The organism is Rhizobium sp. C4, assembly GCF_021026315.1.
In the GTDB taxonomy this organism is placed as follows: domain Bacteria; phylum Pseudomonadota; class Alphaproteobacteria; order Rhizobiales; family Rhizobiaceae; genus Ensifer_A.
Genome location: NZ_JAJNCX010000014.1, coordinates 65,766 through 83,634, shown reverse-complemented (window position 1 = coordinate 83,634; position 17,869 = coordinate 65,766). Strand labels below are relative to the sequence as shown.

15 protein-coding genes are annotated in these 17,869 nt (G+C 63.0%); 8 read left to right on the top strand and 7 right to left on the bottom strand.

The window, feature by feature from the left end; all coding sequences use genetic code 11:
- Window positions 1-86: 86 nt before the first annotated feature.
- Window positions 87-1,112, bottom strand: a complete 1,026-nt coding sequence (locus LQK84_RS20740) for a sugar ABC transporter substrate-binding protein (protein WP_230830633.1) — start codon at window positions 1,110-1,112, stop codon at window positions 87-89.
- Between the two features lie 217 nt (window positions 1,113-1,329).
- Between LQK84_RS20740 and LQK84_RS20735 the strand changes: the two genes are divergently transcribed.
- On the top strand, window positions 1,330-2,580 hold the full coding sequence (locus LQK84_RS20735) for an ROK family transcriptional regulator (protein ID WP_230830632.1): 1,251 nt from the start codon (window positions 1,330-1,332) through the stop codon (window positions 2,578-2,580).
- Window positions 2,564-2,992 carry an RbsD/FucU family protein gene (locus LQK84_RS20730; RefSeq protein ID WP_230830631.1) on the top strand — a complete coding sequence of 143 codons (429 nt, stop codon included), beginning with the start codon at window positions 2,564-2,566 and terminating at the stop codon, window positions 2,990-2,992. The genes LQK84_RS20735 and LQK84_RS20730 overlap by 17 nt, the downstream gene beginning before the upstream one ends.
- 84 nt (window positions 2,993-3,076) lie before the next feature.
- Here LQK84_RS20730 and LQK84_RS20725 read toward each other — a convergent pair whose 3' ends face one another.
- Window positions 3,077-5,572 (bottom strand): methyl-accepting chemotaxis protein, encoded by a 2,496-nt coding sequence (locus LQK84_RS20725; protein WP_230830630.1) that lies wholly within the window; start codon window positions 5,570-5,572, stop codon window positions 3,077-3,079.
- 185 nt (window positions 5,573-5,757) lie between these two features.
- On the opposite strand from LQK84_RS20725, the gene LQK84_RS20720 reads away from it, so the two are divergent.
- The 3 genes from LQK84_RS20720 (at window position 5,758) to LQK84_RS20710 (ending at window position 8,673) form a co-directional block, all read left to right on the top strand.
- Window positions 5,758-5,991 carry a hypothetical protein gene (locus LQK84_RS20720; RefSeq protein ID WP_230830629.1) on the top strand — a complete coding sequence of 78 codons (234 nt, stop codon included), beginning with the start codon at window positions 5,758-5,760 and terminating at the stop codon, window positions 5,989-5,991.
- Between the two features lie 111 nt (window positions 5,992-6,102).
- The gene (locus LQK84_RS20715) at window positions 6,103-6,807 is read left to right on the top strand and encodes a Crp/Fnr family transcriptional regulator (protein WP_230830628.1); all 705 of its coding nucleotides are present in this window, start codon (window positions 6,103-6,105) and stop codon (window positions 6,805-6,807) included.
- A 6-nt stretch (window positions 6,808-6,813) separates the two neighbouring features.
- Entirely contained in the window at window positions 6,814-8,673 is a 1,860-nt protein-coding gene (locus LQK84_RS20710; RefSeq protein ID WP_230830627.1) for a CHASE2 domain-containing protein, read from the top strand.
- 9 nt (window positions 8,674-8,682) lie between these two features.
- Here LQK84_RS20710 and LQK84_RS20705 read toward each other — a convergent pair whose 3' ends face one another.
- Both LQK84_RS20705 and LQK84_RS20700 read right to left on the bottom strand, forming a co-directional pair.
- Window positions 8,683-8,928 carry a hypothetical protein gene (locus LQK84_RS20705; RefSeq protein WP_230830626.1) on the bottom strand — a complete coding sequence of 82 codons (246 nt, stop codon included), beginning with the start codon at window positions 8,926-8,928 and terminating at the stop codon, window positions 8,683-8,685.
- 180 nt (window positions 8,929-9,108) lie between these two features.
- Window positions 9,109-9,372 carry a spike base protein, RCAP_Rcc01079 family gene (locus LQK84_RS20700; protein WP_230830625.1) on the bottom strand — a complete coding sequence of 88 codons (264 nt, stop codon included), beginning with the start codon at window positions 9,370-9,372 and terminating at the stop codon, window positions 9,109-9,111.
- Here LQK84_RS20700 and LQK84_RS20695 point away from each other — a divergent pair.
- Complete coding sequence (locus tag LQK84_RS20695; protein ID WP_230830624.1) at window positions 9,371-9,604, top strand: hypothetical protein; 234 nt, start codon at window positions 9,371-9,373, stop codon at window positions 9,602-9,604. The genes LQK84_RS20700 and LQK84_RS20695 overlap by 2 nt on opposite strands.
- 19 nt (window positions 9,605-9,623) lie before the next feature.
- The gene (xseA, locus tag LQK84_RS20690) at window positions 9,624-11,207 is read left to right on the top strand and encodes an exodeoxyribonuclease VII large subunit (RefSeq protein ID WP_230830623.1); all 1,584 of its coding nucleotides are present in this window, start codon (window positions 9,624-9,626) and stop codon (window positions 11,205-11,207) included.
- Between the two features lie 15 nt (window positions 11,208-11,222).
- Here the strand turns inward: xseA and LQK84_RS20685 are convergent, their stop codons facing one another.
- Complete coding sequence (locus tag LQK84_RS20685; RefSeq protein ID WP_230830622.1) at window positions 11,223-11,381, bottom strand: DUF3309 domain-containing protein; 159 nt, start codon at window positions 11,379-11,381, stop codon at window positions 11,223-11,225.
- A 167-nt stretch (window positions 11,382-11,548) separates the two neighbouring features.
- Window positions 11,549-13,834 carry an NADP-dependent malic enzyme gene (locus LQK84_RS20680; protein WP_230830621.1) on the bottom strand — a complete coding sequence of 762 codons (2,286 nt, stop codon included), beginning with the start codon at window positions 13,832-13,834 and terminating at the stop codon, window positions 11,549-11,551.
- Between the two features lie 100 nt (window positions 13,835-13,934).
- Between LQK84_RS20680 and mutS the strand changes: the two genes are divergently transcribed.
- Window positions 13,935-16,676 (top strand): DNA mismatch repair protein MutS, encoded by a 2,742-nt coding sequence (gene mutS / locus LQK84_RS20675; RefSeq protein ID WP_230830620.1) that lies wholly within the window; start codon window positions 13,935-13,937, stop codon window positions 16,674-16,676.
- Window positions 16,677-16,717: 41 nt separating this feature from the next.
- Here the strand turns inward: mutS and LQK84_RS20670 are convergent, their stop codons facing one another.
- Window positions 16,718-17,755 (bottom strand): alpha/beta hydrolase family protein, encoded by a 1,038-nt coding sequence (locus tag LQK84_RS20670; RefSeq protein WP_230830619.1) that lies wholly within the window; start codon window positions 17,753-17,755, stop codon window positions 16,718-16,720.
- Window positions 17,756-17,869 lie beyond the last annotated feature (114 nt).

The following is a 17,869-nucleotide window of genomic DNA, read 5'->3' as shown; positions in this document are numbered from 1 at the left end:
TGCTTCTGCCGGGACCGTTCTAAAAAAAAGGGCGGCCGGAACCGCCCTTTCTTTCATTCGGATGCGTTGTGATCAAAGACCGGGCATCAGCCCCAGCACTTTGCCAGACCGTCCTTGACGCTGATCGAAGGAACGTCCTTGGCAGCCTTGTCGGTCACGAGGTTTACGCCCGTGTCGAAGAAGTTCTTGCCGTCGGTTGCCTTCGGCTTGGTGCCGTCCTTGGCGAATGCGGCAATGGCTTCGATGCCCTTGGAGGCCATCAGGAGCGGGTACTGCTGCGAGGTCGCGCCGATCTGGCCGTCCTGGACGGCCTTGACGCCCGGGCAACCGCCGTCAACCGACACGATCAGAACGTCCTTTTCCTTGCCAACAGCCTTGAGGGCCTGGTAGGCGCCAACAGCGGCCGGCTCGTTGATCGTGTGGATCACGTTGATGTCCGGATCCTTCTGGAGAAGGTTTTCCATGGCGGTGCGGCCGCCTTCTTCGTTACCGTTGGTGACGTCATGGCCGACAATGCGCTTGTCGTCTTCGTCGCCGATCTTGTTCGGGTCCTTCGGGTCGATGCCGAAGCCGATCATGAAGCCCTGGTCGCGCAGAACGTCAACCGAGGGCTGCGACGGCGTCAGGTCGAGGAAGCCGACCTTGGCGTCCTTTGCCTTGTCGCCGAGCGTTGCCTTGGCCCACTGGCCAATGAGCTTGCCGGCCTGCAGGTTGTCGGTGGCGAACGTCATGTCAGCAGCGGCGATCGGCTCAAGCGGCGTGTCGAGTGCGATGACCAGAAGGCCAGCGTCGCGTGCCTTCTTGACCGAAGGAACGATGGCCTTGGTGTCGGATGCGGTGATCAGGATACCCTTGGCGCCGTCGGCGATGCAGGATTCGATCGCTGCAACCTGGCTTTCGCTGTCGCCGTCGATCTTGCCGGCATAGGTCTTGAGGTTGACGCCGAGTTCCTTCGCCTTGGCCGTCGCGCCTTCCTTCATCTTGACGAAGAAGGGGTTCGTGTCGGTCTTGGTGATGAGGCAGGCGGAAACGCCGGCGGCCATGGCCGGAGCGCTGAAGGCTACGCCGAGCGCGAGTGCGCCGACGGCAGCAGAAATCGTGAGCTTCTTCATATTGTTCCTCCCGAGAACAAGTTTGCCTTGCGGCAGTTGAATGGCCTCCCCGCCATGATCGATGCTCCCGCAGGAGGCCTGGCCGATCCATTGGCGGGATGGTCGCTATCAAAACGCTAAAAAAAGCACTTGTCAATAAATAAATCGAATTGAATTATTAAAAAATATCTGTCACGTTAGAGAAAGCTGATTTTGCCAACGGGGAGGAGGCATCGGCATGTCGAACCAACGAGCACCGGAACCGGGTGACGGCGAAGCCGCGCGGATTGTGATCCCCTCTGGGGGCGCAAATCAGGTGCGTGTGAGAGCCTATAACGAACGGCTTGTCTTGTCACTCGTGCGTAGTCACGAGGCCTTGTCCAAGGCCGATATCGCGCGCGCCTCTGGCCTGTCGGCGCAGACCGTCTCGGTCATCATGCGGGCGCTCGAAAAGGACGGCCTTCTGGTGAAGGGCGAGCCTGTGCGCGGCAAGGTGGGGCAGCCCTCCGTTCCCATGTCGCTTGATGCCGAGGGCGTGTTCGCCTTCGGGCTCAAGATCGGCCGCCGCAGCGCGGACATGATCCTCATGGATTTCGTCGGCGGGGTGCGTGCCAAGCTCAGGCGCATCTATGCCTACCCGACGCCGCAGGAGATTTTGGCCTTCGTCAAGGAGAGCATGGCTGCGCTCGAAGCGTCCATGACCCCGCTGCAGCTCTCGCGGCTCGCCGGTCTTGGCGTCGCGACCCCCTTCGAACTGTGGAACTGGGCCGACAATGTGGGCGCGCCGCAGGGCGAAATGGATGCCTGGCGCGATTTCGACCTGCGGGCCGAAATCCAGGCGCTCACCCAATACCCCGTCTATCTGCAGAATGACGCGACCAGCGCCTGCGGTGCCGAGCTGATGTTCGGCCGGGGCAAGGCCTATCCGGACTATGTCTATTACTTCATCGGCACGTTCATCGGCGGCGGTGTCGTGCTGAATTCCTCGGTCTTCACCGGACGCACGGGAACTGCCGGCGCGATCGGCCCGCTTCCGGTGCGCGATGAACATGGCAAGCCGCGCCAGCTGATCGACGTCGCCTCCATCTTCGTGCTCGAAAGCCTGCTGAAGGAGCGCGGCATCGACGTCCGCCCGCTCTGGTACTCGGCGTCGGGCTGGACCGACTGGGGTGAGCCGCTGGAGCGCTGGATATCGCTGAGCGCCGAGGCGCTGGCGCAGGCGATCATCGCCGCCGCCTCGATCATCGACTTTCCAGCAGCCATCATCGATGGCGGCTTCCCCGAATGGGTGCGCACCCGGCTGGTGGCGGCAACGCGCGCCGCCCTGCTGCGCTACGATCTGCAGGGGATCATCGTGCCCGATATCGTAGAGGGCAAGGTCGGCGACCAGGCGCGCGCGATCGGCGCGGCCTGCCTGCCGCTCTTTGCCCGCTACCTCACAGACCAGAATGTCTTGTTCAAGGAGTTGTCCAGTGCTGAAGGGGATTGATCCCATCCTGAGTCCGGAATTGTTGTTCACGCTGCGGGCGATGGGCCATACCGACGAGATCGCCATCGTCGATGGCAACTATCCGGGGCTCGAACATGCCCGCCGTCTGGTGCGGACGGATGGTCACGGCGTCATTCCGGTCCTCAACGCCATTCTCTCGGTCATGCCGGTGGACGATTTCGTGCCCGAGGCGATCTTCCGCGCCATCCCGCGCGGCGACATGGAAGCGCTCGATCCCGTGCATGAGGAAATGGTCGCCTGCTGCGCTCACCACGAACCGAAGCTGAAGGTCGTGCCGCTGGCGCCCGCCGATTTCTACAATCGCGTGCGCGCCGCCCATACCGTCGTCCAGACCAGCGAGCCGCGTCTCTACGGCAACATCATCCTGCGCAAGGGTGTCATCTATCCCTGACCTGCCCTTTAAGACAGGCAGAAGAACGAAAAATGCCCGGGCCTTGCAGCCCGGGCATTTGCATTTGGGATGATGCAGGTCGCCTCACGCCGCGTAGGCGTGGCGCTCTTCCTGGTTCAGCCGGAACTGGCTGACCAGCTGCATCAGGTGGTCACCTTCATGCGCCAGCTGCTGGGACATGGCATTGGCCTCTTCCACCATCGCGGCGTTCGCCTGGGTCATCTGGTCCATCTGGTTGACGGCCGTGTTGACCTCCTGCAGGCCTGCGGACTGGTCCTGCGCGGCCTGTGAAATCATCTGCACATGCTCGTAAAGCTGTGCGATGCGGGTCGAGATATCGCCAAGCGCTTCGCCGGTGCGCTGAACGTGGTGGACGCCGGTCGACACTTCGCGGGTTGCGGTGTCGATCAGGCTCTTGATTTCATGCGCAGCCCCTGCCGAACGCTGGGCAAGTTCACGCACTTCCTGGGCAACGACCGCAAAGCCCTTGCCGGCCTCACCCGCGCGCGCCGCCTCGATGCCGGCATTCAGGGCCAGAAGGTTGGTCTGGAAGGCAATGTCCTCGATCACGTCGATGATCTGCTCGATCTTGCGCGAGGCGTCCTCGATCCGGGTCATGGAATCGACCGCATCCGCGACGATCACCGAGGAGGCCTCGGCATTCTTGCGCGTATCGCTGACAATCGTGCTGGCTTCCCCTGCCCGGCCGGCCGTCTGGCGAACCGTGACCGTGATCTCGTCGACGGCGGCAGCCGTCTGTTCGAGCGAGGCGGCCTGCGTTTCCGTCCGGCGGGACAGCTCGTCTGCCGAAGCGCGCATGGCATTGCCGTTGGCCTGGATGTTGTAGGCGTCCTGCTGGATCTGGGCGAGCGTTTCGTTGAGACGCTCGACCGAGCCGTTGAAATCCTGACGCAACTGATCGAGGCCGCCGCTGAAGGGGGTCGAAATCGCGCAGGTGAGATCGCCATCGGACAGACGGCGCAGCGACTGGGCGAGCTGGCGCACCGCAAAGTCGATCTGCTCCTGGTTGGCCTGCTTTTCCGCATCGTTGCGCTGGCGTTCGGCCTCTGCGGCCAGACGCTGCTCTTCGCTCATGTTTTCAACCCGGAGCTTTTCGAGAGCATTCGCCTTGAAGACACCGAGTGCGCGGGCCATGTCGCCGATTTCGTCGCTGCGCTTGTCGCCCTGGATCGCCGTATCGAGCACACCTTCTGCCAGGCGACGCATGGCGGCCGTGATCTGGCCGATCGGACGGCGGAAGATCAGGATCAGGCCAAAGCCGGCGAGGACGGCAACGATGATGCCGGCGACAACGACGCCGATCGAGATGCTGTTGGCCGACGCGCTCTCGGCCTTGGCCGCTTCCTTCTGCTGGTCGGCGAAAGATGAGAGCATGCCCCAGGTCTGGTCGATCTGCGCGGCGGCTGCCGAGAACTCGGTGTTCTTGCGGTTATAGATATCGAGAAGCGCCTGGGCATTGTCCGAGAACTTGTCGAGCGTCGGCTTCAGGCCGTCGGCAAGGCCCTTCAGCGTCGCATCGTCGGTTGCCGTGGCGCCGATATCGTCAAGCGTCTTGCCGAAGAGATAGATGTCCGCGCGGGTGGCCGTGACCTGCTCCTGCGTCGGGGCGGCGCTCAGCTTGGCGACGCCGATCTCGATGGCGCTGCGTGTGGTCGTCAGGCCCGAAATCTTGCGGCTCATCGTGTTGGCGAGCGTGATGCTCTTGTCGGCATTCGTGAGTTCGATCACGGCGGTGCGCATCATGCCGCTGGCCATCTTGTTCAGCTTGGCGGCCGAAAAGAGAAGATCAGCGCCGGCGGTGCTGGCGGCACCCTCTCCCGCCTGATTGTCTTCCTTGAGCTTTTTCAGCGTGGCGTTCAGCTTGACGGCCAGATCCTTCTGGTCGTCCGGCAGGGAAGCGGCAAGCCGGTTGAGGTCCGGATCAGCACGCACGGCATCAATGGCCGCCAGACGTTCGGTCTGGTCTGTCGTATTGTTCAGCTTGTTCAGTAGGTCAGAGAGCTTCTTGCCCTGCGAATCAATATCGACGCTCGCCTTCAGGGCCGTCTTCTGTGCGTTCTGAACGCGCGTCGCATCGGCAACCATCTTGAAGACGGTCTTGCCGGCCGACGTCTGGACTTCGTTCATGCTGGCGAGGGTCTTGGAGATATCATCCAGAACGGCGACGCGCTGCTGCTCCAGCTTCCAGAGCTTGTCGTTGTTTTCGGCAATCTTGCCCGTCTGCGTCAGTGCCTGATCGAGAAGGGATACATCCGTCTGACCCTTGAGGGTCTCGATGACGTCTGCCAGGCGTGCCTTCTGCTGCGCCACATCGGACGCGGCCTTTTCGAAATTCGCCTTCACCGGTTCCCGCAGGAAGCCGCTGATGCTGGCGAAGACCTGCTTGTAGCCATTCATGGACTGGAGAACGACGTTCGAAATCTCGATGCGTCCCCTCAGAATCTGGTTGGAATAAAGGCTGACCACACCGACCAGCAGGATGCTGAGCACGAAGGGCGTGACCATCAGGAAAATCTTCGTCTGAATCCTGAATCGCGAGAGCAGGCCATCAATATTCATTGGGAATGTCCACTAAGAGGGGCTTGTCGTCAGTATGGGACCCTAAGACGAACGAGTAAGCGAACTGTTAAGGTTACCTGCGAAATTCAGCTGAACAGGCCTGTTCGGGAAGGTTCCCGGGGTAACTGCAAGGTCTGCCGCAACCGCGCATTGTGACCTTCAACAGGAACCCGGGCGGATAGGCCATGACCAGAATTTCCCTCTTCTTTGTCGCAAGCGTCGTTGGAGGCGTGATCGCCCTTGCTCCACAGCAGGACACGGGCGCTTCCTTCCAGCCCGCGCCGGTCAAGACGCGGAGCCTTTCGGCCACCGGGCTGAAGCCGGCCCAGTTCGGCGTGCTGCAGCACGAGACCTGCGTTTCCTCCGGCAAGGCGGCATGCAAGACGCCCCTTCGCGGTTCGGAGGGACCGCGCGGATGATAAGCAAGGATTGCTGAAAGGATGCGCGGCGCGCGCGCCCGTTCTTTTCTGTTGCATGCGCGCTGCCGCTCCGCCAAAGTCATCGCGGGACATTCAGACGGTGGCATGGACATGGCGGGGGCACCGAAACGCGCCGCATTCTGGCGCTCGTTTCCGATCTTTGAGGACTTCAGCGACAGCCTGATCGGGCTGATCGGCGACATTGCCGTGGCCAGAAACTGGCCAGCCGGAGGCTCGATCTTCCAGCGCGGCGACGAGGGCGGCTTCATGATCGCGCTGGCCTCCGGGCGCATCCGCATTTCCCTCGTGACGCAGCAGGGCAAGGAGCTTGTGCTGCGCCATGTCGAGCCGGGCACAATCCTTGGCGAGATGGCGCTGCTGGACGGCGAGCCGCGGTCCGCCGACGCGACCGCCGCGGTGGCAAGCGAAGGCTACATCATCTCGAAACGGGATTTCCTCGCCCTTCTGGACGCCCATCCCGAGGCGGCGCGCGCAGTCATCCGCTACCTGACCCGCCGGCTGCGGGAAACCACCGATCAGCTGGAGACCATTGCACTCTATGATCTGGAAGCGCGGGTTGCACGCTTCCTGCTGGCAACGCTGCGCCAGATCCATGGCGAGGACCTGCCCGACAGCGCCAGCCTGCAACTGGCGCTCAGCCAGACCGACATCGCCGGCATCCTGGGAGCGAGCCGCCCCAAGATCAACCGCGCGATCGTCAGTCTTGAGGAGCGCGGCGCGATCCGCCGTCAGGGCAGCGTCATGGACTGCAACACGCAGCGGCTTCTCACCATCGCCGAGCCGGACGAGGACTGAACCGGCTTGCGGGGCTTCTGGACAGCGAAGACGTTGAAGCCGATCCGGTTCGGGATCTGGGCGACGACCGTCGTTGCGCTCGCCGTGTCTTTTCTGCCCCAGAGCGTTCTGGAGGGGCCGCGCGAGCTCTATTTCGACGCGCTGACACAGGCTTTGCCGGCCGCCCGCGACGACCGGATCGTCGTGATCGACATTGATCGGGCCGCACTCGCCTCCCTGAACGGCAAGCCGTGGACACGGGCGGAGACGGCAAGGCTCGCAACCGCAATCGCCGCCGCCCGGCCCGCCGCCATCGGCTTCGATCTCGTCTTCAGCGCCGATTGCGACCCGGCCGGGCCCGTCAACATCGAGCTGGCAAAGGCCATCGGAAGCGCGCCGACGGCGCTCGGATTTCTGGTTTCCGACCGGCCGGGCCTGAGCGCCGGGCCAAGCCTGCCGCTGGTTGCCGCCCGCAACGCGACGCTTCCGGGCGGCTGGTTCATCGATGGTGTCGAGACCGCCTGCCCGCCGTTTCTTGGCAGCGCGCAGGCCTCCGCCGGCACATTCCTGATCGGCGACGGGGACGCCCGCGTCCGGCGCGTCCAGCCCTATGCCATCTTTGCCGGCAGTGCCCATGCCACGCTGGCGCTCGCGGCGGTGCAGCTCGCCTTCCTGAAAACCATGCCGCCTGTCCTGGAAGACCGGCCTCCGCACTTGAGGATAGCTGCCGGCCGCTTCGATCTGACGGAGGATGGAACCCTGCGTTTCGTTGCCTCGAAGGCGGACGAACAGGCGGCGCGGACCATTTCGGCAGCGGACGTGCTTTCAGGCGGAACGCCGGAAACCCGGATCGCCGGGCGCATTCTTTTCGTCGGCAGCAGCCTGCCCAGTTTCGGCGGCCTGCGGGCGACCGCGTCGATGCCGCTGGAACCCAGCGTTCAAATCCACGCGGATCTGACGCGAGGACTGATGGCGGGCCGGCTGCCTCAGCGCGTCTCCTGGATTGTCCGGTATGAAGCGCTCTATGTTCTTCTCGCCGGCTCACTTCTGTCGCTTGCGGCTGCGCGCTTTCGGCCAGCGGGTCTCGTCGCCACCGGACTGGCCGTGATCCTCTTTACCTGCGCAACAACCGTCGCCGCATATGGAACGACCGGTCTGCTCCTGGATGGCTTCTCGGCGTCGGTGGCACTCGCGGCCATCCTGACCGTGGTCACCACGGCGCAATATTCCCGGGTGCGGGAGGCCGAGCGTCGGGCCCGGGCCCGATTCGGCCAGTATCTGCCGAAAAGCGTGGTCGACCGCTACCTAGAGGCACCTGAGGCGGCAAGGATGGCAGGCGAGGCGCGGGAGGTGACCGCGCTTTTCACCGACATCGAGGGGTTTTCCGCACTTGCCCGCCGGATTGATCCCAAGACGCTGGTCGAGCTGCTGGACACCTATTTCTCCGAGGTAAACGGACTGATCGAGCGGCGCGGCGGGATGATCGACAAGGTGGTGGGCGATGCGGTTCATGCGCTGTTCAACGCGCCGGAAGATCTCGCCGGTCATGTCGATGTCGCGATTGCCTGCGCGGGCGAAATCCGGGCACTGACGGAGGAAATGCGCGGCCGCCCTGCCTTTTCCGCGGTGTCCTTTGGCAGGACCCGCATCGGCATTGAAACCGGCCCCGTCATCCTGGGGGAAGTGGGCATTGGCGGCAAGCTTGACTACACCGCGCATGGCGAGGCCGTGAACCTTGCCGCGCGGCTGCAGGAAGCCAACAAGCAGCACCAGACCTCGATCCTGATCGGCCCTTGTGCGGGCACGCGTTCAGAAAAGCCGCTCCGCGGCATCGGCACGCATGAGATCAGGGATTATGGCGGGCTTGGGCTTTACACGCTGGATTGAAGGTTCGGATCAGCTGCGCGCCTGACGGCGGCGGCGGAAGACCTCGAACAGCGTCAACAGGATGACTTCCGCGCCAATTCCGGCGTTGAAGAGCAGGACCGACTGCAGAAGCAACAACCACTGCGCCATGCCGCCGGACATGAAGACCGCCGCGACGAAGGCGATGAAAATGAAGGTCGAAATGACAGCATAGGCAACAGCCGAACGCAACTGGACGGCAATCATCCCCAAAGCGATGGATGTCGCAGAAATCACTGCCATCTCCTCTCAAGCCAAAATTCTTCAATGCGGCTAACTTAAGGCCTAGCCTTGAAGAAATGCCTAACGTCTCCTCTGGTTCACGTCCTTGCGTTGTCACAATGTGGCACAAGCGCAAGACATGACCACTCCCAGACATAATACTGACACATTATGCTTGCGCCTGCCATGCTTAGATTACACTAATCCTATTAATCCACCCGCGGTTGTTCCGGCAGCCATGACCCGGGTCGCGCGCAACGGAAGCAGCGTTCCCGACGCCACATTGGCGAAGGTAACGACCGCGCCCGAGAGCATGATCGCAACGATATCGCCGGCAACGCCGCAATAGATGGCGCGGGTCACCTCCGCGAAATTTGTGCCGTCGGCGGGGTTGATGGGAAATGCATGGGTCGCCGGCCCGGTGAGCGGGGGCGCAGCTTCTGAAAACCGATCTGCCATGTTGGAGCCTTTCCTGTTCGGCATGAAAGAGCCCCATTGTGAAGGCGCCGAGAAACGCGGGGAAAACGATCGGCATCCGCAAGGCTGCCAATGCGCCATCGGATTTTTCAAGCCGTTGAAAAATATCTCGTATTATTGCCTGATCGAGATCGAACGAACGCTGTCATCGTTTTTTCGCACCTCGGCTTTCCCCGCAGAAACGCACAAGGTGTGCTTTTCGAGCCGGGCGTGAGCGTGTATTTCCTCTTGTCATGACCAATCTCTTCGATCCCGATTCGGCGACAAATCTCTACGAATATTCGGTTTCGGAACTCTCCGGATCGATCAAGCGCACGGTCGAAAACGCCTTCGACCATGTGCGCCTGCGCGGCGAGATTTCCGGCTATCGCGGCCCGCATTCCTCAGGCCATGCCTATTTCAGCCTGAAGGATGATCGCTCCCGCATCGATGCGGTGATCTGGAAGGGCAGTTTCTCCAAGCTGCGCTTTCGGCCCGAAGAGGGCATGGAAGTGATTGCCACCGGCAAGGTCACGACCTTCCCCGGTTCGTCCAAATACCAGATCGTCATTGAAAACCTCGAACCCGCCGGTGCCGGTGCGCTGATGGCGCTAATCGAGGAGCGCAAGCGCAAGCTTGCCGCCGAAGGCCTGTTCGACGAGGGCCGCAAGCAGCTTCTGCCCTATATGCCGAAGGTGATCGGCGTCGTGACCTCGCCGACCGGGGCGGTCATCCGCGATATCCTGCATCGCATTTCCGACCGCTTCCCCGTCCATGTCATCGTCTGGCCGGTCAAGGTGCAGGGCGAAGGCTCGGGCGACGAGGTGGCCAACGCCATTCGCGGCTTCAACGCTCTGGAAGAGGACGGGCCGATCGCAAGACCGGATCTCCTGATCGTCGCGCGCGGCGGTGGATCGCTGGAAGACCTCTGGAGCTTCAACGACGAGGCCGTGGTGCGCGCGGCTGCCGAGAGCGAAATCCCGCTGATTTCCGCCGTCGGCCACGAGACCGACTGGACGCTGATCGATTATGCCGCCGATGTGCGCGCGCCGACGCCAACGGGTGCTGCCGAAATGGCCGTGCCGGTGAAGGCCGATCTGGAAGCGCAGGTGGCGACACTCTCGGCGCGTCTGAAGGCCGCCGTGACGCGGCAGATGGAGGCAAACCGCCAATCCGTCCGCGCCCTTGTCCGCGCCCTGCCTTCGCTGGACCAATTGCTGGCGCTGCCGCAGCAGCGGCTGGACCGCGCCGCCTCAAGCCTTGGCCGGGGGCTGGAACTCAACACGCTGAACAAGCGCCGCGCGTTCGATGCTGCCGCGAGCAAGCTTCGCCCGGATGTGCTGGCAAGCCGTATCGCGGAACGCCGCCAGATGCTCGATCAGCGCATGGCGCGCGCCGAGCGCTCAGTGGAGCGCCTTGTTGATCGCAGCCGCTCGCGGATCACGCGGGCTGACGCAGCGCTCGCAGGCCTGCCGGGGCGGCTTGCGCATGAAATCGGAAGATCCGGTGATCGGTTGAAAGGTCTGGCGCTGCGCGCGGATACAGCACTTGCCACACGCGTCTCGCGTGAGCGCTCCGCGCTTGCCGCGCATGAGCGCATGCTGTTGTCGCTATCCTACAAAAATGTTCTGAAGCGTGGCTATGCCGTGATCCGCGACGAGAAGGATGCGATCCTATCTTCCGCCGCTCAGGTTTCCGAGGACCAGCCGATCGCAATCGAGTTCGCCGATGGCCGGATTTCGGCCTTTACGGGGGAGAGCGGCCACGCCGCCTCCCCGCGCAAGAAAGGCGAAAAGCCTGCCCCGACGAAAAAGCCGGAGCAGGGCAGCCTGTTCTAAATCAGAAGACTGGCGTCAGATTCGCCCCATCAGCATCAAAACGATGAGGATGACCAGGATGAGGCCGATACCGCCCGACGGGCCATAGCCCCAGGAGCGCGAATGCGGCCAGCTCGGAATGGCACCCAGCAGCAGCAGCACCAGGATGATCAGCAGGATCGTGGTAATGGTCATGAAATTCTCCTCTCGCGTTTGGCAAAAGGCGAACACGAATGTCCTTCGGACATCGGCCTTCTGCCGGAAGCCTTGATCATGGCTTCGTCATCGACCTAACGCAGGCCGTGGAGAAAAGGTTCCGGAGTGGGGCAAACGGGCCGACATTGCCGGCCCGTACCGTGAAATCAGGTGCTGGCATTATAGGCGGCGATCGCCGCCATGTTGACGATGTCGCTGTCCTTGGCCCCGATGGAAACGATCTGGACCGACTTTTCGAGCCCGACAAGGATCGGGCCGATGACCGTCGAGCCGCCCAGCTCCTGCAGCATCTTCGTCGAGATGGAGGCCGAGTGGAAAGCCGGCATGACCAGCACATTGGCGGTGCCGGAAAGCCGGCAGAACGGATATTGCTCCATCACCTTCGGATTGAGCGCCACATCGGCAGCCATCTCGCCGTCATATTCGAAATCGACGCGGCGGCGGTCGAGGATTTTCACCGCCTCGATGACGCGGTCTGAACGCTCGCCGGACGGATGGCCGAAGGTGGAATAGGCGAGCATCGCGACGCGCGGCTCATAGCCGAGGCGGCGGGCAAGCCCTGCGGCTTCTTCCGCGATATCGGCCAACTGTTCCGAATTCGGCATGTCGTGGACGGCCGTATCGGCTACCAGCACCGTGCGGCCGCGCGCCAGCACGATCGAAACGCCGATCATGCGATGCCCGCTCCTGACATCGATGCAGCGCTTCACGTCTTCCAGCACCGTCGAATAGTTTCGCGTCGTGCCCGACACCATGCCATCGGCATCGCCAAGTGCCACCATGCAGGCTGCAAAATGGTTTCGGTCATTGTTGATGAGGCGCTGGACGTCGCGATAGAGATAGCCCTGCCGCTGCAGGCGCGAATAGAGATAGTCCGTATAGGCCTCGTTGCGGGTCGAAAGCCGAGCGTTGACGATCTCGATGCCCGGACGGTTCAGATCGACGCCTGCCTTTTCCGCCGTCTCGCGCATCTGGTCCTCGCGGCCGAGCAGGATGGCCGTGCCAAGCTGCTGGTTCACATAGGAAAGGGCAGCGCGCATGACCTGCTCTTCCTCGCCCTCGGCAAAGACGACACGCTTCGGGTTGCGGCGGACATATTGATAGAGCCGCTGCAGGGTCGAGGCGATCGGGTCGCGCCGGGCGTTGAGTTCGCGGGCATAGGCCTCGAGATCGAGGATCGGCTTGCGCGCCACGCCCGATTCCATCGCAGCCCTGGCAACAGCCACCGGGATCGCCGCAATAAGGCGCGGGTCGAACGGCACCGGAATGATGTACTGCGGTCCGAAGCGGGGGCGATTGCCCTGATAGGCTGCCGCCACATCGTCCGGCACGTCGGCGCGGGCGAGGTCGGCCAGCGCATTGGCGGCGGCGATCTTCATGTCGTCATTGATCGTAGAGGCGCGGACATCCAGTGCGCCGCGGAAAATGTAAGGGAAGCCCAGCACATTGTTGACCTGGTTCGGATAGTCCGAGCGGCCGGTCGCGACGATCGCGTCGCTGCGCAGTCGCGCCACATCTTCCGGGGCGATTTCCGGGTCCGGGTTTGCCATGGCGAAGATGATCGGGTTTGCCGCCATCGACAGCACCATCTCATCCGTCAGCGCGCCCTTGCTGGAAAGGCCGAAGAAGACATCGGCGCCGACCATGGCTTCCTTGAGCGACCGGCGGTCGGTCTTCACGGCATGGGCCGACTTCCACTGGTTCATGCCCTCGGTGCGGCCCTGATAGATCACGCCCTTGGTGTCGCAGAGTGTGACATTTTCCGGCGCAAAGCCCATCGACTTGATGAGCTCGATACAGGCGATTGCCGCCGCGCCCGCGCCGTTGCAGACGAGCTTGGTCGTCTTGAAATCGCGGCCCGTCAGCGCCAGCGCATTGAGGAGGCCGGCTGCCGCGATGATCGCGGTGCCATGCTGGTCGTCATGGAAAACCGGGATGTCCATGATTTCGCGCAGGCGCTGCTCGATGATGAAGCATTCGGGCGCCTTGATGTCTTCCAGATTGATGCCGCCGAAGGAGGGGCCGAGGAAGCGCACGCAATTGATGAATTCGTCCGGGTCTTCGGTATCCACTTCAAGATCGATGGAATCGACATCGGCGAAGCGCTTGAAGAGGACGGATTTGCCTTCCATCACCGGCTTGGAGGCCAGCGCGCCCAGATTGCCGAGGCCCAGAATGGCCGTGCCGTTGGAAATGACCGCAACCATGTTGCCGCGCGTCGTATAGTCATAGGCCCGCGACGGATCGTCGGCGATCGCCTTGACGGGCACGGCGACGCCCGGCGAATAGGCCAGCGCCAGGTCGCGCTGCGTCGCCATCGGCTTTGTGGGGGAAATTTCGAGCTTGCCCGGCCGTCCGCGCGCATGAAAATCAAGCGCTTCCTGCTCCGTGACGGACGCGAGATTGCGCGTGCCCTTATCCTTGCCGACCATGTATCCTCACCTTTTTACGCGGGCGGCCTTGTGGCCCCCTCTTCATTATCATTTATAGTTCCCGACCCGGCTTCGAAGCGCAGAGACCAACCCTCCAACCATGGTGGCCACCATTTCCGATCATCGTCAAACCGTGCTCACCGCAGAATTACTGGCATCGGAGGAGAGCCGTCAATCGGCCACGCCGATGATGGAGCAATATATCGAGATCAAGGCCAACAACCCTGGCTCGCTGCTCTTCTACCGGATGGGCGACTTCTACGAACTGTTCTTCGAGGACGCAGTGGACGCCTCGCGCGCGCTCGGCATCACGCTGACCAAGCGCGGCCAGCATATGGGCCTCGACATTCCGATGTGCGGCGTGCCGGTCCATGCGGCCGACGATTACCTGCAGAAGCTGATCTCTCTCGGCTTCCGCGTTGCCGTCTGCGAACAGATCGAAGATCCGGCGGAGGCGAAGAAGCGCGGCTCGAAATCCGTGGTGCGCCGCGATGTCATCCGCCTTGTGACGCCCGGCACGATCACCGAGGAAAAGCTGCTCTCGCCCTCGGAGTCCAATTATCTGATGGCGCTTGCCCGCATCAAGGGCGGGTCGGAGCCGGCTTATGCAATCGCCTGGATCGACATTTCGACGGGCGTCTTCCGTCTTGCCGAAACGGTGCGCGAGCGGATGCTCGCCGATATCCTGCGGATCGACCCGAAGGAATTGATCCTCGCCGATCAGCTCTTCCACGATCCGGACCTTCGCCCGGTCATGGATGTCCTCGGCCGGACCGCCGTGCCGCAGCCGCAGGTTCTGTTTGATAGCGCCACGGCTGAAAATCGTCTCGCCCGCTATTTCGATGTCGGCACGCTCGACGGTTTTGGCACGTTCACCCGCGCCGAGATTGCCGCCGCGGCAGCAGCCGTCGCCTATGTCGAGAAGACGCAGATTGACGCCCGCCCGCCGCTGGGCAGGCCGGAGCGCGAAAGCAGCGCCTCGACACTCTTCATCGATCCGGCCACGCGCGCCAATCTCGAGCTTGCCCGCACGCTCTCCGGCAGCCGCGACGGCTCGCTCCTGAAAGCCATAGACCGCACCGTCACCGGCGGCGGCGCGCGCCTTCTGGCTGAACGGCTGATGTCGCCGCTGACCGATCCCGAGACGATCAACATGCGGCTCGACAGCGTCGCCTGGCTGATGGATGCCACCACGCTTTCCGACGACCTTCGCGATGATCTGAAACACGCGCCCGACATGACCCGCGCACTCTCGCGTCTGGCGCTCGGACGCGGCGGCCCGCGCGATCTCGGCGCATTGCGGCAAGGTTTGCAGGCATCCCGCATGATCGCCGCCCGGCTGGAACGCGAAATCCTGCCGCCGGAACTTCTCGACGCGCAGAACGCCCTTCAGGAACTTCCTGTCGATCTTTCAGCCGAACTCGAAGCCGTTCTGGGTGACGAACTGCCGCTTCTCAAGCGCGATGGCGGCTTTGTTCGCGCCGGCGCGATTGCCGAACTCGATGAGGTCCGGGCGCTGCGCGACCAGTCGCGGCAGGTGATTGCCGGGCTGCAGCTCGATTATATCGAGGAAACCGGCATCAAGTCGCTGAAGATCAAGTACAACAATGTGCTTGGCTATTTCATTGAAGTTACGGCCGGCAATGCCGGCGCGATGACGGATACGAACGAGGGCCGCGCCCGCTTCATCCATCGCCAGACCATGGCGAATGCCATGCGTTTCACCACGACGGAGCTTGCCGAACTCGAAAGCAAGATCGCAAACGCCGCCGATCGGGCGCTCACGCTGGAACTGGACGCCTTCGACAAGCTCAGCGCGCTCGTCGTCTCGCATGCCGAGGCGATCAAGGCTGCCGCCCGCGCGCTTTCCATCATCGACGTTTCGGCAGGCCTTGCCACCCTTGCCGGCGAACAGGGCTATTGCCGCCCGATCGTGGATGACAGCAATGCCTTTGCCATCGTCGCCGGCCGCCACCCGGTAGTCGAGCAGGCGTTGCGCCGGCAATCGGCAGAGCCGTTTGTGGCCAATGATTGCGATCTCTCGCCACCCAAGGGCGCCAAGGATGGCGCGATCTGGCTGCTCACAGGTCCCAACATGGGCGGCAAATCGACCTTCCTGCGTCAGGCAGCGCTCATCGCCATCATGGCGCAGATGGGCTCCTTCGTGCCCGCCGGGTCTGCAAGGATCGGCGTCGTCGACCGCCTCTTCTCGCGCGTCGGCGCGTCTGACGATCTGGCGCGTGGTCGCTCGACCTTCATGGTCGAAATGGTCGAGACGGCGGCGATCCTCAATCAGGCAACCGAACGCTCGCTGGTGATCCTCGACGAAATCGGCCGTGGCACGGCGACCTTCGACGGTCTCTCGATTGCCTGGGCCGCCGTCGAGCATCTGCATGAGGTCAACCGCTGCCGGGGCCTCTTTGCCACGCATTTCCACGAGCTGACGGTTCTCTCCGAAAAGCTCGGCCGTCTGTCGAACGCGACGATGAAGGTGCGCGAATGGAAGGGCGAGGTCATTTTCCTGCATGAGGCGGGGCCGGGCGCGGCCGACCGTTCCTATGGCATTCAGGTCGCGCGCCTCGCCGGCCTGCCGGCCGCCGTCGTGGCCCGCGCCAAGGATGTTCTGGCGCGGCTGGAAGATACGGCGCGCAAATCGCCGGCAAGCCAGCTGATCGACGACCTGCCGCTCTTCAAGGTGGCGGCGAAACAGGTCGAGGAAAGCCGTCACGCCGGCCCGTCGAAGGTCGAGGAAGCGCTTTCAGCCCTCGACCCCGACGAAATGACCCCGCGCGAGGCGCTGGATGCGCTCTATGCGCTGAAGAAGCTGCGAGCCTCGGACTGATCGAGGTAGCAGCCTCACCTCCCGATCAGCGCCTTGTTGCCTCATTTTTCCTGCAGGTTCTTGCGCAGGAAGACGGCGATCTTGAAGAAGATCTGCTTGTGCAGTTCGACACGCGGCGTGTCGCCGCCATCGTCGCAGACCGGATCCTCCTCGCCATAGCGCTTGAGGACGTCCGCACCGCTCGGATTGCATACGCCGAGGAATGTGAAGTGAATGGCGCCCGGAATGGCCGCATAGGCAGCGCCGGGCACTTGCCGGGCAAGCGGCTCGGCGCGGACGCCGGGCATAATGGACTCGCCCTCACCCATGTTGACGAAGAGCGTCGGCAACGTCATCGCTTTCAGGCTATCCGGCTGGTAGGCCATGGCAAAGCCCGGATCGACGGCAACGAGTGCCGACAGGCGCGGATCCCGGTAGCTGCCATCGAAGGCATTGCGGTCCAGCTTTGACAGATCGGCGCCGCCACGCAGGAACCAGTTGCAGCCGCCGTCCTTCCCATCCGCATTCTTGCAATAGTCGGCGAAGGTTGAGAGCGATGCCCGCGCACCGGCGGCCAGCATCACGCTCGTGCCACCGAGCGAAAAGCCGATCGCGCCGATCCGGTCCTTGTCGATCAGCTTCGACCACCGGGGGTCTGCGAGGAGGCTGTCAAGCAGGGCGGAAATGTCCTGCGAGCGCTCCCAGATCTTGATGCTTTCGACCGGGAGAGAATCGCCCGACGTCGAATGGATGTGGTTCGGGGCGGCAACAATGAAGCCGTTTCTGGCAAGTTCGGTGGACAGCCAGCCGAGCGATGCGGCATTGCCGCCCGAGCCGTGGCTGAGGACGACGAGTGGAAACTTCTCCGCCACCGGGTTCGCGTTGCGCCGCGCCGGAACCCCGGTCCACAATTCGTCTGCCCCGAGCGTATAGGCGTCGCCATCCGCCTGCGCAGGATAGGTCAGCAGAACCCCCTCCTTGGCGCCGCGATGGGGCGGCGTGATCGTGATCCATTCCGTGCCGGCCTCAAAGGCTGCGGCGGGGAACGAGGCGAGAAGGGTAGTCGCTGCGATGAGGAGCGTGAGCGGGCGTGGTGTCATGGGCAGACTCTCTATTGACGCGGTTGATGCGCCGATTAGGGTCAAGGCGCCTCGCCGATGCGACCTCGAACATGATAGAGGTCGCCATGATCGTGAATCAGGTCGTCCTTATCT

Bases quoted from the DNA above. Each gene is read 5' to 3' on its own strand.
- LQK84_RS20740 (WP_230830633.1), bottom strand. From the start codon at position 1,112: ATGAAGAAGCTCACGATTTCTGCTGCCGTCGGCGCACTCGCGCTCGGC.
- LQK84_RS20735 (WP_230830632.1), top strand. From the start codon at position 1,330: ATGTCGAACCAACGAGCACCGGAACCGGGTGACGGCGAAGCCGCGCGG.
- LQK84_RS20725 (WP_230830630.1), bottom strand. From the start codon at position 5,572: ATGAATATTGATGGCCTGCTCTCGCGATTCAGGATTCAGACGAAGATT.
- LQK84_RS20720 (WP_230830629.1), top strand. From the start codon at position 5,758: ATGACCAGAATTTCCCTCTTCTTTGTCGCAAGCGTCGTTGGAGGCGTG.
- LQK84_RS20715 (WP_230830628.1), top strand. From the start codon at position 6,103: ATGGCGGGGGCACCGAAACGCGCCGCATTCTGGCGCTCGTTTCCGATC.
- LQK84_RS20695 (WP_230830624.1), top strand. From the start codon at position 9,371: ATGTTGGAGCCTTTCCTGTTCGGCATGAAAGAGCCCCATTGTGAAGGC.
- LQK84_RS20700 (WP_230830625.1), bottom strand. From the start codon at position 9,372: ATGGCAGATCGGTTTTCAGAAGCTGCGCCCCCGCTCACCGGGCCGGCG.
- xseA (WP_230830623.1), top strand. From the start codon at position 9,624: ATGACCAATCTCTTCGATCCCGATTCGGCGACAAATCTCTACGAATAT.
- LQK84_RS20685 (WP_230830622.1), bottom strand. From the start codon at position 11,381: ATGACCATTACCACGATCCTGCTGATCATCCTGGTGCTGCTGCTGCTG.
- LQK84_RS20680 (WP_230830621.1), bottom strand. From the start codon at position 13,834: ATGGTCGGCAAGGATAAGGGCACGCGCAATCTCGCGTCCGTCACGGAG.
- mutS (WP_230830620.1), top strand. From the start codon at position 13,935: ATGGTGGCCACCATTTCCGATCATCGTCAAACCGTGCTCACCGCAGAA.
- LQK84_RS20670 (WP_230830619.1), bottom strand. From the start codon at position 17,755: ATGACACCACGCCCGCTCACGCTCCTCATCGCAGCGACTACCCTTCTC.